This window comes from Mesorhizobium sp. M7A.F.Ca.CA.004.12.1.1 (assembly GCF_003997835.1).
Lineage (GTDB): Bacteria > Pseudomonadota > Alphaproteobacteria > Rhizobiales > Rhizobiaceae > Mesorhizobium.
In genome coordinates this window covers 1-15,180 of the sequence record NZ_RZRK01000046.1, presented here as the reverse complement: position 1 = coordinate 15,180, position 15,180 = coordinate 1, and the positions used below count along the sequence as shown (strand labels likewise).

The window sequence follows — 15,180 nt, the reverse complement described above, 5'->3', positions numbered from 1 at the left end:
GCATCTGATCGGCCCGCTGCAATCCAACAAGGCCAAGGAGGCTGTGGCGCTGTTCGACGTCATCGAGACGATCGATCGCGAGAAGATCGCCGCCGAACTGGCCAAGGAGATCGCCAAACAGGGCCGCGCGCCAAAACTCTATGTCCAGGTCAACACCGGCTCCGAGCCGCAGAAGGCCGGCATCGAGCCGCGCGAGGCCGTGGCTTTCGTCACCCGCTGCCGCGACGTCCATGGCCTCGCCATCGAGGGCCTGATGTGCATCCCGCCGGCCGACGAGAATCCCGGCCCGCACTTCGCGCTGTTGGAAAAGCTCGGCAAGGAAGCCAACGTCGCCAAACTTTCGATGGGCATGTCCGGCGATTATGAGACCGCGATCGCCTTCGGCGCCACCAGCGTCCGCGTCGGTTCGGCGATCTTCGGCAGCCGATAGTTCCGATGCACAGACCGGTCTCTAGTCGCTAAATTCCAACATATTCGATTGGCTGCAGGCCACCACACCTTCGTCATCCTAGGGCGGAGCGACGCGAAGCGGAGCGCAGACCCTAGGATCCATGCCGTGACGACAAGGAAAATGCAGCGGTGCAGAATTCTGTTCCGCTGCATTCTTCGGCAGATGTCGCGGCATGGATCCTCGGGTCTGCGCTGCGTCGCTGCGCTCCTTGCTCCGCCCGTGGATGACGACGAGAGAGATGTTTAGGCCAATCCCCGAGGTTTGCGATCTGCCGCCGAAAGAGGCTATAGATTCTCGCTGCCAATAGCTTCCAACCCATGTCGAGGAACTAGCGAACACATCTGTTCGAGCGGAAACCCTGCCATGCTTCAACGGCATCTGGTATATGACTAGCGAAGCCATCTAGCGAGTAGTGCCCTTGAACTGGCATCTTAAGGACGCGAAGAACAATCTGGCGAAACTCGTACGGCAGGCGCGGGAACAAGGGCCACAAACCATCACGGTGCGCGGAAAGCCAACTGCTGTCGTACTCTCCCCCGAGGACTACGACCGACTGGTCGGCGCAACACCTTCGCTTGCGGAATATCTTCTCTCAGGTCCCGTGTGGGATGACGACTTCGTCGAGGAGGTCAATCGCCGCCCGAAGACGAAGATCCGAGTTATAGACTTATAATCCGCATACTCATGCGAACCTCGTTCGGTGAATGCAGCGGGCGCTTTTCTGATGGCGGCATTAGATGCGGTGAGGGGTTATAGGCCAACTCGGCGGGCTCGTTGAGCCAGCAATTGGAAACGAAACGTACCGTTCCTATTTGCTTTGCGTCATCACAAACTCTCTGGAGCCGCCACCATGCGCTACAACCAGCTTGGAAATACGGGGATGTTCGTCTCCGAACTGTGCCTCGGCACCATGACCTTCGGCGCCGCCGGTCAGAATGCCCAATGGGGCCTGATCGCCAGCCTCGACCAGAAGGGTGTCAACGAGATCGTTGCCCATTCGCTCGCCGCCGGCGTGAATTTCTTCGATACGGCCGACGTCTACTCCTTTGGCGAATCCGAACGGCTGCTCGGCCAGTCGCTCAGGGATCTCGGTGTGAACAGGCAGAACGTGGTCATCGCCACCAAGGCGCATGGCGCCATGGGCGAAGGCTCCAACCAGCGCGGCTCGTCACGCGGCCACATCATGGACTCGGTCGATGCCAGCTTAGAGCGGCTGCAGCTCGACCATATCGATCTTTACCAGCTGCACGGCACCGACACCGTGACGCCGATCGACGAAACGCTGCGGGCGCTCGACGATCTCGTTGCCAGCGGCAAGGTTCGCTATGTCGGCGTCTCCAACTGGGCGGCATGGCGCATCGCCAAGGCGCTCGGCATCGCCGAGCGCAAGGGCTTTGCCCGTTTCGAGACCGTCCAGTCCTATTATTCGATCGCCGGCCGCGACCTCGAGCGCGAGATCGTGCCGCTGCTCAACGAAGAGAAGCTCGGCCTGATGGTGTGGTCGCCGATGGCCGGTGGCCTGCTCTCCGGCAAGTACGGCCCCGGCGCGCCCGGCAATGGCGAAGGCCGCCGCGCGTCCTTCAACTTCCCGCCGGTCAACGAAGACCGCGCCTGGGCCGCGGTGGCCGTCATGCGCGAAATCGCCAAAAAGCATGATGTCAGCGTCGCCACGGTGGCGCTCGGCTATGTCCTGGCCAAGCCCTTCGTGATGAGCGTCATCATCGGCGCCAGCCGCATGGAGCAGCTGGAGCAGAACCTTGCCGCGACTGAAGTGAAGCTCGACACCGACGATCTGCTTCGTCTCGACGAGGTCAGCGCCCTGCCGTCCGAATATCCCGGCTGGATGCTGGAGCGCCAGGCAGTGGGCCGCCGCCCGGCGCCGTTCACGCCGAAAGCATAAATACAGCCCACGCTGACATCCCGGGAGCCGTGGCTCCGGAGATGTCAGCTCAGCCGGACGCTCTCTCCGAGAAAATCGAGAAAGGCACGCACCCGCGCCGGCAGATGCCGGCCCTGGCCGACATAGACGGCGTGGGTCGGCTCCTCGTCGCCCGGATTGAATGCCTCCAGCAGCGACACCAGCCGGCCGGCCGCCATGTCTTCCGCCACATGCCAGCGCGCCAGCCGGGCGATGCCTGCGCCCGCCAGCGCCATCAGCCGCATCGCCTCACCATCGCTGACCAGCGTGTTGCCGGTGATGGGAACCATGATGGCGCGGCCGTCCGCGTCGAGGAACGGCCAGCCATCGAGATGCCTGACGAAGCCGAAGCCCATGCGGTTATTCCTGTCGAGATCGGCTGGCGTCAGCGGCGTGCCCTGCGTTTCGAGGTAGGAAGGTGCTGCAACGACCACCACAGGGCTTTGCCCCAGCTTGCGCGCCACCAGCCGTGACTCACTCAGCGGCCCGGCACGGATAGCGACATCGGCGCGTTCCGCCATCAGGTCGATGACGCTGTCGGTCAGCACCAGATCGACCGAAATCTCGGGGTAGCGTTCGAGGAAGCGTGGCAGAAGCGGGATCAGCCGGTGTACCCCGAAGGGCACGTAGCTGTTGACGCGCAACCGTCCGCGCGGTGAAGCACCCGCCGCCGCCTCCTGCTCGGCCGCCGCCATGTCGGCGAGGATGCGCAGGCCGCTCTCGTAGAACGCGGTACCTTCCGGCGTCAGTTGCAGCTTTCGCGTCGAGCGGCTGACCAGCCGCGCGCCAAGCCGGGCCTCCAGCCGCGCGATCAGCTTGCTCACCGCCGACGGTGTCATGCGCAACGCGCGTGCCGCGGAGGAAAAACTGCCTTCCTCGACGACGCGCACGAACACTTCGATCTCGCCGGAGCGATTGATATCGGGCCTGGCCATTTGTGAATCTATTTCACAGAAAATGTGCCCAAGGCAAGTCTGGTTCACAATGCAGGGAAGCACGATCTCAGGGGTCGGGGCGCGGGACGGCGCTCTTCGCCATCGAAGTGGAAACCGCCATGCCTCTTGCTCTTTACGCGCTTGCCGCCGGTGCCTTCGGCATCGGCGTCACCGAATTCGTCATCATGGGTCTGCTGCTCGATGTCAGCAAGGATCTCGGCGTTTCGATCACGGCCGCCGGCCAGCTCATTTCGGGCTATGCGCTCGGCGTCGTCATCGGCGCGCCCCTGCTGACCATCGCCACCGGCAACTGGCCACGCAAGACCGTGCTTCTGGCACTGATGGCGATCTTCACGCTTGGCAATCTCGCCTGTGCGCTGGCCCCCGATTACTGGACGCTGATGGGCGCCCGCATTATCACCGCCTTCGCCCACGGCACATTCTTTGGCGTCGGCTCTGTCGTCGCCACCGGGCTGGTCGCACCCAACAGACAAGCCTCGGCGATCGCGCTGATGTTCACCGGTCTGACCATCGCCAACATCCTCGGCGTGCCCTTCGGCACCTGGCTCGGCCAGGCCTTCGGCTGGCGAGCGACCTTCTGGGCGGTGACATTGGTCGGCGTGGCGGCCTTCGCCGTCATCCTGGCTCTGGTGCCACGCAGCCGGACGGCGCCCGAAAAGAGCGATCTGCGCGCCGATCTCGCCGTGCTGCGCCGCACGCCCGTCCTGCTCGGCCTCGCCACCACGGTGCTCGGCTATGCCGGCGTCTTCGCCGTCTTCACCTATATCGCACCACTGCTGACCGAGATCAGCGGCTTCAAGGAAGCGGCCGTGTCGCCGATCCTGCTCGTCTTCGGCGGCGGTCTCATCGCCGGCAATTTGCTTGGCGGCAAGGTCGCCGACCGCTGGCTGGTGCCGGCCGTGCTGGGCAGTCTCGTGGTGCTGGCCCTGGTGCTCGCCACCATGAGCTTCGCCATCCACAGCCAGGTCATGGCCGTCATCTATGTCGGCCTGCTCGGTGCCGCCGCCTTCGCCACAGTGGCGCCGCTGCAGATGTGGGTGCTGGACAAGGCGCAAGGTGCCGGCCAGAGCCTCGCCTCGTCCTTCAACATCGCCGCCTTCAATCTCGGCAATGCGGCAGGCGCCTGGCTTGGTGGTGCGGTGATTGCCCATGGCCTTGGCCTGGGCTCCCTTACCTGGGTCGCCGCCCTGCTGCCGCTCGCGGCACTCGGTGTGGCGGGGCTGGCGCTGCGTCTCGATCGCACCGCCACGCTCGGCGAGCCTGCCTCCATCCGGTCGTGACCGTCCTCTGCAAACCCGCTTCCCACACCCTTCATTCCACAGGAGTAAAAAGATGGACTACCGACGTCTCGGTGCATCGGGCCTGAAAGTGCCCGCACTCTCATTCGGCGCGGGAACCTTTGGCGGCTCCGGCCCGCTGTTCGGCGCCTGGGGCAACAGCGACGCCAGGGAGGCGCGGCGGCTGATCGACATTTGCCTGGAGGCCGGCGTCAATTTGTTCGACACCGCCGACGTCTATTCGAACGGCGCCTCGGAAGAGGTGCTTGGCGAAGCCATAAAAGGCCGCCGCGATGCCGTCCTGATATCGACCAAGACCGCGCTGCCGATGGGCGACGGACCGGCTGACTATGGCTCTTCCCGGTCGCGGTTGATCAAGTCGGTGGACGCCGCGCTGAAGCGCCTCGGCACTGACTATATCGACCTGTTGCAACTGCACGCTTTCGATGCCGGGACGCCGATCGAGGAGGTCTTGTCGACGCTGGACGAACTCGTGCGCGCCGGCAAACTGCGCTATGTCGGCGTCTCCAATTTCTCCGGCTGGCAAGTGATGAAGTCGCTGGCGCAAGCCGACAAGCACGGTTATCCGCGCTATGTCGCGCACCAGGTCTACTACTCGCTGGTCGGCCGCGACTACGAATGGGAGCTGATGCCGCTCGGCCTCGACCAGGGCGTTGGCGCGCTCGTGTGGAGCCCGCTTGGCTGGGGCCGCCTGACCGGCAAGATCCGCCGTGGCCAGCCCTTGCCGGAAAAGAGCCGGCTGCACGACACGGCAAGCTTCGGACCGCCGGTCGAGGACGAGCATCTCTATCGGGTGATGGATGCGCTCGATGCGGTGGCGCAGGAAACCGGCAAGACCGTGCCGCAGATCGCCATCAACTGGCTCCTGCAGCGCCCGACCGTGTCGTCGGTCATCATTGGCGCCCGCAACGAGGAACAGCTTCGCCAGAACCTCGGCGCCGTCGGCTGGACCTTGACGCCGGAGCAGATCGGGAAACTCGACGCCGCAAGCGAAGTCACCGCGCCCTACCCGTACTTCCCGTATCGGCGGCAGGAAGGCTTTGCCCGGCTGAACCCGCCGGCTGTTTGATTAAGTCACAGTCTTACGTTCCGGGGCCGCCATAGAGACATTTGGGGGTAGCCGAAGCCCCTCAACTTCGTCATCCACGGGCGGAGCAGCCGCGAAGCGGCGTCGCGAAGACCCGAGGATCCATGCCGCGACCTTGGCCGTAAAGTGCAGCGGAGCAGAATTCTGCACCGTTGTGACGCTTCGGAGTCCCGGCATGGATCCTCGGGTCTGCGCCGCGTCGCTTCGCTCCTTGCTTCGCCCGTGGATGACGACGCGATAGGCGTTTGCGCCAACCACTAATGGTCGACAAAATGCCTGCCTACTGCTCTCAGTGCAGCACGAACTCCCCATCCACCTTGCGCCACTCATTCGGCGCGATCAGCTTCTGGTGGGTGTAGCTGATCGAATGCAGCGGCCCGTCCAGCTTGGCCTTCCAGAATTCGATGAACTTGATCAGCACCGGAAACTTCGGCGCCAGATCGTAGTCCTGCCAGATGAAGCTCTGCAGCAGATGCGGGTGATCGGGAAAGTGATAGAGAATCTTGGCCGTGGTCAAGCCATAGCCTTTGAGCATCAGGTCCATTTCGGCATGGTCGCGCATTACGGTCCCCAGGTTGATTCGCCTGTCCTCCCATGGCTGATTGTGCGCGCCGCTGATTAATCGTCTATTGATTTTTTCTTCATCTGAACCGGCTTTAGCATGCGAAAACATGCAGTTAGCAGCGCACTTGGCCGAGTGCTGACAGCCTCGGGGAAGCCCCCTGCGGCATCCCGCCGCGCGAATCCAACGTCTAATGTTGCCGTAACGGCGGAACTGGTAATAATGCCGCCGAATTCGCGGCCCTGTCGCCGCGATCCCGCCGGCATTTCAAGCCGGCGATTGGTTCGGGAGGAAAGTCAGGAATGTCCGAGGTTCATGTCCATCGCGTCCAGCCGGCGTGGAAGAAAAACGCGCTGATCGACAATGACACCTACCTGAAATGGTATGCCGACAGCGTCAAGAACCCGGACAAATTCTGGGGCAAGCACGGCAAGCGCATCGACTGGTTCAAGCCCTTCAGCAAGGTCAAGAACACCTCCTTCGACGGCAAGGTCTCGATCAAATGGTTCGAGGACGGACTGACCAACGTTTCCTACAACTGCATCGACCGGCACCTGAAGAAGCGCGGCAACCAGACCGCCATTATCTGGGAAGGCGACAATCCCTACGATGACAAGAAGGTCACCTATAACGAGCTCTACGAGCATGTCTGCCGGCTCGCCAATGTGATGAAGAAACACGGCGTCAAGAAAGGTGATCGCGTTACCATCTACATGCCGATGATCCCGGAAGCCGCCTATGCGATGCTGGCCTGCACGCGTATCGGCGCCGTCCATTCGATCGTCTTCGGCGGTTTCTCGCCGGATGCGCTGGCCGGCCGCATCGACGACTGCAAGTCGACCTTCGTCATCACGGCTGATGAAGGCCTGCGCGGCGGCAAGCCCATCCCTTTGAAGGAAAACACCGACAAGGCGATCGAGATCGCCGCGAAAGCCGGAACGAAAGTCGAAAAGGTGGTGGTCGTGCGCCGCACCGGCGGCAAGACCGGCTGGGTTTCAGGCCGCGACGTCTGGTACCACGACGAGGTCGCGACGGTGAAAGCCGAATGCAAGCCCGAGAAGATGAAGGCCGAGGACCCGCTGTTCATCCTCTACACATCGGGTTCGACCGGCAAGCCGAAGGGCGTGCTGCACACCACCGCCGGCTATCTCGTCTACGTCTCGATGACCCACCAATATGTCTTCGATTACCATGACGGCGACATCTACTGGTGCACCGCCGATGTCGGCTGGGTCACCGGCCACAGCTACATCGTCTACGGCCCGCTCGCCAACGGCGCCACCACGCTGATGTTCGAAGGCGTGCCGAATTATCCGTCGCAGTCGCGCTTCTGGGAAGTCATCGACAAGCACAAGGTCAACATCTTCTACACCGCGCCGACGGCGCTGCGCGCGCTGATGGGCGCCGGCGACGCGCATGTCGCCAAGACATCGCGCAAGTCGCTGCGCGTACTGGGTTCGGTCGGCGAACCGATCAATCCGGAAGCCTGGGAGTGGTATTTCAACATCGTCGGCAACGGCAAGGTGCCGATCGTCGACACCTGGTGGCAGACCGAGACCGGCGGCATCCTGATCACGCCGCTGCCCGGCGCCACCGACCTCAAGGCGGGATCGGCGACGCGGCCTTTCTTCGGCGTCAAGCCGCAGCTGGTCGACGGCGAGGGCAAGGTGCTGGAAGGTGCGGCCGACGGCAATCTGTGCATCACCGATTCCTGGCCGGGCCAGATGCGCACCGTCTATGGCGACCACGACCGCTTCGTGCAGACCTATTTTTCGACCTACAAGGGCAAGTATTTCACCGGTGACGGCTGCCGCCGTGACGCCGACGGCTATTACTGGATCACCGGCCGCGTCGACGACGTCATCAACGTCTCCGGCCATCGCATGGGCACGGCCGAGGTCGAATCCGCACTGGTCAGCCACGACAAGGTTTCGGAAGCCGCCGTCGTCGGCTATCCGCACGACATCAAGGGACAGGGCATCTACTGCTACGTCACGCTGATGGCCGGCGAGCAGCCGAGCGAGGAGCTGCGCAAGGAGCTGGTCGCCCATGTCCGCAAGGAGATCGGCGCCATCGCTTCGCCCGACAAGCTCCAGTTCGCGCCCGGCCTGCCGAAGACGCGTTCCGGCAAGATCATGCGCCGCATCCTGCGCAAGATTGCCGAGGACGATTTTTCAGCGCTCGGCGATACTTCGACGCTCGCCGATCCGGCCGTCGTCGATGATTTGGTCGCCAACCGGCAAAACAAGAAGAGCTGATGCAGGCAGCGCTTGGCACTGTCAGTGAGCTTTGGCGCTATCCGGCGAGTTCGCTTGCCGGCGAGCGCCGGGAGACAATCTCGGTCGACATCGAGAGCATTAAGGGCGACCGCATGTTCGGCCTTGTCGACGCGTCCGACAATGAGATCGCGCGACCGGACCGCGACCCGAAATGGCACAAGGTGCCGCGCATCCGAACCCGGCTGTCGCCGACCCTGGAACTCGAGATTGCCGTTCCCGAGGGCAACTGGCTGGCTGCGCCAAGTATCGAGAGCGACCGCGCGGTATCGGCCTATCTCGGCTTCGAGGCCTCGATCCGGCCGTTTCGTCGCGAGAATGCCGCGCCTGACTATTCCGGCCCGCTGACGGCGGAGCGTTATCGCAAGGCGCCGATCCATCTGTTGACCACGGCTTCGCTGGCGCGCCTGAAGGCATTGCATCCGGAAGGCACCCCCGATCCGCGCCGTTTTCGTCCCAACATCGTCGTCGACATGGCGGCACTCGAAGGGTCGTTTCCGGAGACGGAATGGATCGGCCGCAAGCTTGCCATCGGCGACCTGTTGCTGACCATCTCCGAACCCTGCCGCCGCTGCGGTTTCACCATCATCGCCCAGGATGGCTTCGACCATGATCCGGCGATCCTGCGCAATCTGGTTCGCCATAACGCCCACAATCTCGGCGTCTATTGCACGGTCGACCGGCCGGCGCGCGTCGAAACCGGCGACGCGATGCGCTTCCTGTAAGCTATCGATACAGATCCGCCCGCGTCGGCGGCAGGCCGCTTGGACCACGCGCGCGCTTGGTCACGACGGTCTGGAAAATCTGCGCCGAGGCGCGTTCGAAGGTGATCGAACAGCCCGTCAGGTAAAGCAACCATAGCCGTGCCTTGGCTTCGCCCACCTCGGCGATTGCCTCGTCGAACCTTTCGTGCAGCCGCTCCGCCCACAGTCTGCAGGTGCGGGCATAGTGCTCGCGCAGGTTCTCGACATCGTAGACGAGAAAACCATGCGCCTCGAGATTGCCTGTTGTCATTCCGATCGTGTCGAGTTCGCCGCCGGGGAAGATGTATTTGAGCAGCGCCTTGTACTCCGGCCCCTTGCGCAGGGTCTTCTTCATGTCGCCCTTGCTGCGCCGGGTGATGGCGTGGTGCAGATAGATGCCGCCCGGCTTCAGCAGGCGATGAATGGTCTTGAAATAGGTGGCGTGGTTGGCGAGCCCAAGATGTTCGAACATGCCGATCGACGAGATCTTGTCGAACGAGCCGGTGAGTTCGGCATAGGATTTGATCTCGATGGTGATGCGGTCCTCCAGCCCTTCGGCGCGGATGCGTTCGCGGGCAAGATCGGTCTGCGCCTGCGACAGCGAGACACCGTGGCCGATAACACCATAGTTCTTCGCGGCATGGATGAGCATCGCTCCCCAGCCACAGCCGATGTCGAGCAGTCGTTCGCCAGGCTTCAGCCGGAGCTTGCGACAGATATGGTCGAGCTTGTCGATCTGCGCCTGGTCGATGCTGTTGGCGAAATCCTTGAAGTAGCCGCAGCTGTAGACCATGCGCTCGTCGAGGAAGAGCCGGTAGAAGGCGTTCGAAATGTCGTAGTGATGCTGGATCGCCTCCTGGCTCGAACCGCTGACATAGGGATTGCGCCCCGACAGATCGGTCCGCGCCGTCATCTGCTTGCGCGCCAAAAGCACGGAAGGCAGGTCGCCCAGGATCGCCATTTTCGGCAGCGATTTGAGCTTGGTTCTGAGCTTGCCTTGCGACGGCAGGGCATAAAAGTCGAAAATCGTCCCGTCTTCGATGTTGATCGTCTTGGAAATCCACATCTCGATCAGCGTCGACAGGGACGGCCGCTTCACGATCTGCCAGACGATGTCCTGGTCGTTGATGGTGAGCACCGGACCCGTGGCGGGGCCGATCCGCTCCCCGGTCCATAGCCTGACGGCAAACCCCGGTTTCAATGTTTCGATCACCGTTCGAACGATGCGAGCGGCCTTTTCGGCTGCCTCCATGCGACTCCTCCGAATGCTGGCCCCAGGCAGAAGTTTGCCCGGCCGGCCTGGCAATCGCAAGCGGCTCGCACCAAGCCCCCCGTTGGCTAATTTCAGACCTGCACCTTGTCTTTTGCTGCAATGCACCCCATCATCAGTATGTGTTCAACAAATCGAAAGGAGGTGATCCGATGTCGAGTGATTTCGTTTTCCAGAACGTGGCCTCAGCGGATTGCACTTTCGGGAAGCAGTCTTCCCGTTAAGGCGCGAAATGCGCGGCGGGTGACCCGATAGGTCGCCGCCAAGGCCGCGCCACGGACGGAAACACGGAAGGCCGCCGGCTTCGAAAGAAGCGGCGGCCTTTTCCGTTTGCGGACTACTGGGTCAATGCGACCTTTTCGGTGTTGCGAATGATCTCCTGAAAGGCGTCGTCCAATTCGGCTCCGGTGGACACGTCGAAGAAATGCCTCTTGGCGGCGGAGGTATCCTTCGACGAACAGTCCTTCAGCACCGCCTTTGCCTGATCCCGCTCGGTTGCCGACATGTCCTTGTCGTCCAGATCGAAGCCAATGGTGAAAATCTCGATGCCATCATTTTTCATATTTTCGCACAGCGTTTCGGCGTTGCCGCGCGCAAGGTTGCCCTGGCTATTGTACCTGTCCCCAGCCCCGGCGAAGGCGGTATTGAACTGGCCATCGGTCATCAGGATCGCGACCTTGGCGATCTTCTTCGGATCGGCATCCGAGGCGCCTTTGCCGAGACCGGCGTTCCTGATTGCAGTGCGCCATTGCGGCGACAGCATATAATAGGTCCACTGAATGGCGATCGCGCCGGCCGTGTAGCCATCGGCCTGGAAGTCCTCGATCGATTCAAGCAATGCATCGGAGTCGGCGGTCAGCGGGATCACCTCCGCACCAGGGCACCTGTTCATACCTCCGCCGAGATGATCGTCCCGGTTGACCAGGGCATAGTATTTCTTGCCGTTCCTGTCGGTGCGAACAGTGCCTGGGCCGTCGGCGCTCATATCTGCGTTGCCGTTCTTGTCCTTGCGCTCGGTGGCGCAATTGTCGGGGCGTGGCATCGCCGCGCCGACAATGGAGATGTAGTCGCTGAAGGACGGCAGCAGATTTTTGCCTGTCTTGGCGACGAGAAGCGGACTGCCGGCGACGGGTGGGAGCTCAGAGCTGCCTTGCTTCTCGGCATAGATGTTTTCCGCCAGCTTGCCGGCGTTGACGCCAGATGCATAAGGCACAATCGCTACGCGGATGCGGGGGTTCTGCGGATCCTGCTTCTGCAGCATCGTCAGAACAGCATTTTTTGCAGCAGCTTTCAGATCGCCGATCTTGTCGACCTTGCCGCGCTTGGCCATCGATCCCGTTATGTCCAGCATCATCGCCACTTCGACGGTCTTGTCCGAATAGAGCGCCGTTGTGGAAGCGGTGACGCGTTTCATGTCGCCCGTGCCGAAAATCGGAAAGTACAGCGCGACATCGATATGGGCGTCGGCCTGAACCGTCTTGGCAGTCCTGTCGACGATCAACCTGTCGAGCACGATCTGGTCGGCCTGCAGAATGCCTGCTTGGCTGTTGGCGTCGAGAAAGGCCTGCACCGATGTGTCGGCATCGGCTTCGTTGGTGGCGCCGGTCGTCAGGTCGCGTGCCGTCGACGTGACCGCGGCGTCGACCACGCTCTGGAGGCTCGATCTGGCATTGTAGAGCTGCGATACGTTGACCGAGAAGCCCGCTGCCAGCGCCAAGACCGAGGCGCTAAGGCCGAACAGGACCGCGAAATTTCCACCGCGATCCCTGGCGAAGCCGCCGACCGCGTGAACAAGACCCCCGTAATTCCGCATCCTACAGCCTCCACTCGCCTCGGCCTCGTCGCCGCGGAAAGGGCAATGCAGGATTCCCGCCGGATGATGCCTTGGCCTGGCAGAGAGCTCGCCTCCCAACAGCAAGTCATTGTTTTTGTTGAATTTTGGAACCCGCAAAGGTGAACGGTTGGTAAACGGGAACGCACCGTGGCGCTCGCGTTTACCGGCCGCTTACCATGATCTGGCCCAAGGCATCGCGACGCCATCGACGGCGTCCTGTTGCGGCACAAGCTCACTGTGCCGAAGCGGACCATGTGTCCCGAAAGTTGCGCCTAGAAAGAACCTCCCTGCCACCCTGTCGCATCGGTAGGCGTCGCGATTACGCCAGCATCTGTGCGCTGACGGTCCTGTCGATGCCGTGGTAGGGCGGGTTGAACAGATTGCCTGCCTGTTCATAGGTCCACACCTTGAACAGGCTGAGCCGGTGGGGGCCGAAACTGTGCAGCAGCGGCACGTCGGTGGCGTCGCGGCCGCGGGCGATGACGATACGGCCGATTCTGGGCGTGTTGTGGCGAGGATCGAACGTGTACCATTTGCCATCGAGGAACACTTCCAGCCACGCCGAGAAGTCCATCGGCGCCGGATCGGCTGGCACGCCGATATCGCCGAGATAGCCGTTCACATAGCGTGCCGGAATATTCATGCAGCGGCAAAGCGTGATCGCCAGATGGGCGAAGTCGCGGCAAACCCCGACGCGCTCCTCATGCGCCTGAGCCGCGGTGCGGGTCGAGCGCGCATAGCCATAGCCGAACGACAGCCGGTTGTGGACATAGTCGACGATCGCCTGCACGCGCGCCCAGCCGGACGGGATGTCACCGAAGAGCTGCCAGGCCAGGCTGCTCAGATGATCCGTCTCGCAATAGCGGCTGCCCAGGAGATACCCGAGAACTTCGTCCGGCAGGTCCGCCACCGGCACTTCCCTGGCCAGCGTGTTTACCTCGTCCGTCTCGCCGCTGTCCTCGACGACCGCGTCGTACAGGATGCGAAAACCACCGGCGGGCGCTGTGAAGCGCCGGCAGGCATTGCCATGCAGATCGTGGTACAGCCTTGTCGGCACCGCGGGCGAGGTCAGCACCCGCGTCTGCCGCTTGATGTCGCCCTGCCTGTCCCGATGGATCTCGAGCACTGAAATCACCGGCGTGGCGGCTACGCATTCGATGGCGATTTCGTAGCCGAGCCGGATCAGCACCGTTGGTCCCCCTTCGATCGTTGTTGTGAGAAGCAGTCCTTCCCAAACGCCCGGAGGATATCGTGGTTCCCTGGGCCGATCGAAAAGCACGCCCCCGTGTCTTCCCCTGCCGCAGTCGAGACGTTAGGTTCGGCCACCCGACCAAGCGCCTCCCCGGACTCAAGGAAAATCATGTATTCAGGCAGAAAATTCGCGGCCTTCCTCTTCGACATGGACGGCACGCTCATCAATTCCATCGCCTCGGCGGAACGGGTGTGGAGCAATTGGGCTCTCCGCCAGGGGCTCGACGTCGCCGCCTTCCTGCCGACGATCCATGGCGTGCGCGCGATCGAGACCATCACCGGCCTGGCACTGCCGGGCGTCGACCCGGCATACGAGGCTGATCTGCTGCTGAAGGCCGAGGCGGCCGATCTCGATGGCATTATCCAGATATCAGGCGCCGTGGCATTTCTCGATTCGCTGCCGCCCGAACGCTGGGCAATCGTCACCTCCGCCCCACGTGAGCTGGCGCTGTTGCGCATGAAGGCCGCCGGCATCCCCGTCCCGGCCATCATCGTCGCGGCGGAAGATGTCTCCCGCGGCAAGCCGGCGCCCGATTGCTTCCGGCTTGGCGCGGAACGGCTCGGCTTCGACGCGCGCGATTGCCTCGTCTTCGAGGATGCTCCAGCTGGCATCGCGGCAGCCGAAGCGGCGGGCGCGGCGGTCATGGTCATCAGCGCCACGCACAAGCACCCCTTGCCAACGCAACATGCCGCGATCGCAGGCTACGACATGGTCGGCATCACCGTCGACGAGCGTGGCTGGATCGCGCTCGAGCCGCAGCGCAACGCCGCCTAGGCGGCATCTAGAAATCGCTGGTGAGGCCCTTTACCTCCCAGTCGCCGTAGCGCCCTGGCTCCTTGCCGCCGCGGCCACCGATCTCCTTCGGCAGCGCGGCCTCCTTTTCGCGGTAGTCTTCCCGCCGCGCTGCGGCCTCGGCCAACGCACGGCGTGCGGCCGGCGTTAGCTCTCTCTGCGATGCCGTTTCGGCAGAAGCGGCGCCTGTTTTACTGATTTCGTCGGTCATGCGATAATCTCGGCAGATTGAGCCCAGTCAATTGAAACAGGAACTGGCGTTTCCCATCATATAGCCATGAACGCACGACGATCGACCCCTTTTCGGTGCCATTTCGACAGGAGCAGACGATGAACACCATCCGCACCGCCATGCTTCTTGCCGCGATGACGGCGCTGTTCATGGGCGTCGGCTTTTTGATCGGCGGCACCGGCGGCATGATGATCGCCTTCCTGTTCGCGGCCGGCACCAATCTGTTCAGCTACTGGAATGCCGACAAGATGGTGCTGTCGATGAACCGTGCCGTCGAGGTCGACGAAAGGAACGCGCCCGAATATTACGCCATCGTCCAGGCAATGGCCAAACAGGCCGGCCTGCCGATGCCGAAGACCTATCTGATCGACAACCCGCAGCCGAACGCCTTTGCCACCGGCCGCAACCCGCAGAACGCGGCGGTTGCTGCCTCCACCGGCCTGTTACAAGCGCTGACGCCTGAAGAGGTCGCAGCCGTCATGGCGCACGAGCTCGCCCATGTGCAGCAC

Annotated in this window: 15 protein-coding genes; 9 read left to right on the top strand and 6 right to left on the bottom strand. The window is 62.6% G+C overall.

Annotated elements, in window-relative coordinates; genetic code table 11:
* From EN984_RS04330 to EN984_RS04320, 3 genes are all read left to right on the top strand, one after another.
* On the top strand, positions 1-430 hold a 430-nt coding region (locus tag EN984_RS04330), incomplete at its 5' end, for a YggS family pyridoxal phosphate-dependent enzyme (protein ID WP_127383645.1).
* A gap of 439 nt (positions 431-869) precedes the next feature.
* The gene (locus EN984_RS04325; RefSeq protein WP_127268248.1) at positions 870-1,124 is read left to right on the top strand and encodes a type II toxin-antitoxin system Phd/YefM family antitoxin; all 255 of its coding nucleotides are present in this window, start codon (positions 870-872) and stop codon (positions 1,122-1,124) included.
* Positions 1,125-1,301: 177 nt separating this feature from the next.
* Positions 1,302-2,351, top strand: coding sequence for an aldo/keto reductase (locus tag EN984_RS04320; protein WP_127268247.1), 1,050 nt, complete (start codon positions 1,302-1,304; stop codon positions 2,349-2,351).
* Positions 2,352-2,395: 44 nt separating this feature from the next.
* Here EN984_RS04320 and EN984_RS04315 read toward each other — a convergent pair whose 3' ends face one another.
* A complete protein-coding gene (locus tag EN984_RS04315; protein ID WP_127268246.1) occupies positions 2,396-3,304 on the bottom strand; it encodes a LysR substrate-binding domain-containing protein in 909 nt (302 codons plus the stop codon).
* Positions 3,305-3,423: 119 nt separating this feature from the next.
* Here EN984_RS04315 and EN984_RS04310 point away from each other — a divergent pair, with 119 nt between their 5' ends.
* Together EN984_RS04310 and EN984_RS04305 are read left to right on the top strand one after the other, a co-directional pair.
* The gene (locus tag EN984_RS04310; protein WP_127268245.1) at positions 3,424-4,605 is read left to right on the top strand and encodes an MFS transporter; all 1,182 of its coding nucleotides are present in this window, start codon (positions 3,424-3,426) and stop codon (positions 4,603-4,605) included.
* 52 nt (positions 4,606-4,657) lie between these two features.
* Entirely contained in the window at positions 4,658-5,692 is a 1,035-nt protein-coding gene (locus EN984_RS04305) for an aldo/keto reductase (protein WP_127268244.1), read from the top strand.
* Between the two features lie 307 nt (positions 5,693-5,999).
* On the opposite strand, the gene EN984_RS04300 is transcribed toward EN984_RS04305, so the two are convergent.
* Entirely contained in the window at positions 6,000-6,272 is a 273-nt protein-coding gene (locus tag EN984_RS04300) for an usg protein (RefSeq protein WP_013529022.1), read from the bottom strand.
* 302 nt (positions 6,273-6,574) lie between these two features.
* Here EN984_RS04300 and acs point away from each other — a divergent pair, with 302 nt between their 5' ends.
* Positions 6,575-8,530, top strand: a complete 1,956-nt coding sequence (gene acs, locus EN984_RS04295; RefSeq protein ID WP_127268243.1) for an acetate--CoA ligase — start codon at positions 6,575-6,577, stop codon at positions 8,528-8,530.
* A complete protein-coding gene (locus tag EN984_RS04290) occupies positions 8,530-9,273 on the top strand; it encodes an MOSC domain-containing protein (protein WP_127272273.1) in 744 nt (247 codons plus the stop codon). Before acs ends, EN984_RS04290 begins: the two co-directional genes overlap by 1 nt.
* Before the next feature lies 1 nt (position 9,274).
* Here the strand turns inward: EN984_RS04290 and EN984_RS04285 are convergent, their stop codons facing one another.
* The 3 genes from EN984_RS04285 to EN984_RS04275 form a co-directional block, all read right to left on the bottom strand.
* The gene (locus EN984_RS04285; protein ID WP_127269218.1) at positions 9,275-10,543 is read right to left on the bottom strand and encodes a cyclopropane-fatty-acyl-phospholipid synthase family protein; all 1,269 of its coding nucleotides are present in this window, start codon (positions 10,541-10,543) and stop codon (positions 9,275-9,277) included.
* 355 nt (positions 10,544-10,898) lie between these two features.
* Positions 10,899-12,374 carry a TadE/TadG family type IV pilus assembly protein gene (locus EN984_RS04280; protein WP_127269219.1) on the bottom strand — a complete coding sequence of 492 codons (1,476 nt, stop codon included), beginning with the start codon at positions 12,372-12,374 and terminating at the stop codon, positions 10,899-10,901.
* 340 nt (positions 12,375-12,714) lie between these two features.
* The gene (locus EN984_RS04275) at positions 12,715-13,584 is read right to left on the bottom strand and encodes a transglutaminase family protein (protein ID WP_127383644.1); all 870 of its coding nucleotides are present in this window, start codon (positions 13,582-13,584) and stop codon (positions 12,715-12,717) included.
* A 171-nt stretch (positions 13,585-13,755) separates the two neighbouring features.
* Between EN984_RS04275 and EN984_RS04270 the strand changes: the two genes are divergently transcribed.
* Positions 13,756-14,421, top strand: coding sequence for an HAD-IA family hydrolase (locus tag EN984_RS04270; protein WP_127301864.1), 666 nt, complete (start codon positions 13,756-13,758; stop codon positions 14,419-14,421).
* Between the two features lie 7 nt (positions 14,422-14,428).
* Here EN984_RS04270 and EN984_RS04265 read toward each other — a convergent pair whose 3' ends face one another.
* On the bottom strand, positions 14,429-14,650 hold the full coding sequence (locus EN984_RS04265; RefSeq protein WP_127271030.1) for a DUF1674 domain-containing protein: 222 nt from the start codon (positions 14,648-14,650) through the stop codon (positions 14,429-14,431).
* A gap of 119 nt (positions 14,651-14,769) precedes the next feature.
* Here EN984_RS04265 and EN984_RS04260 point away from each other — a divergent pair.
* On the top strand, positions 14,770-15,180 hold a 411-nt coding region (locus tag EN984_RS04260; RefSeq protein ID WP_164765377.1), incomplete at its 3' end, for a M48 family metalloprotease.

Excerpts from the sequence above, each read along its gene's own strand:
- EN984_RS04300 (WP_013529022.1), bottom strand. The coding sequence starts at position 6,272 with ATGCGCGACCATGCCGAAATGGACCTGATGCTCAAAGGCTATGGCTTG.
- EN984_RS04270 (WP_127301864.1), top strand. The coding sequence starts at position 13,756 with ATGTATTCAGGCAGAAAATTCGCGGCCTTCCTCTTCGACATGGACGGC.
- acs (WP_127268243.1), top strand. The coding sequence starts at position 6,575 with ATGTCCGAGGTTCATGTCCATCGCGTCCAGCCGGCGTGGAAGAAAAAC.
- EN984_RS04310 (WP_127268245.1), top strand. The coding sequence starts at position 3,424 with ATGCCTCTTGCTCTTTACGCGCTTGCCGCCGGTGCCTTCGGCATCGGC.
- EN984_RS04305 (WP_127268244.1), top strand. The coding sequence starts at position 4,658 with ATGGACTACCGACGTCTCGGTGCATCGGGCCTGAAAGTGCCCGCACTC.
- EN984_RS04280 (WP_127269219.1), bottom strand. The coding sequence starts at position 12,374 with ATGCGGAATTACGGGGGTCTTGTTCACGCGGTCGGCGGCTTCGCCAGG.
- EN984_RS04265 (WP_127271030.1), bottom strand. The coding sequence starts at position 14,650 with ATGACCGACGAAATCAGTAAAACAGGCGCCGCTTCTGCCGAAACGGCA.
- EN984_RS04290 (WP_127272273.1), top strand. The coding sequence starts at position 8,530 with ATGCAGGCAGCGCTTGGCACTGTCAGTGAGCTTTGGCGCTATCCGGCG.
- EN984_RS04315 (WP_127268246.1), bottom strand. The coding sequence starts at position 3,304 with ATGGCCAGGCCCGATATCAATCGCTCCGGCGAGATCGAAGTGTTCGTG.
- EN984_RS04285 (WP_127269218.1), bottom strand. The coding sequence starts at position 10,543 with ATGGAGGCAGCCGAAAAGGCCGCTCGCATCGTTCGAACGGTGATCGAA.
- EN984_RS04320 (WP_127268247.1), top strand. The coding sequence starts at position 1,302 with ATGCGCTACAACCAGCTTGGAAATACGGGGATGTTCGTCTCCGAACTG.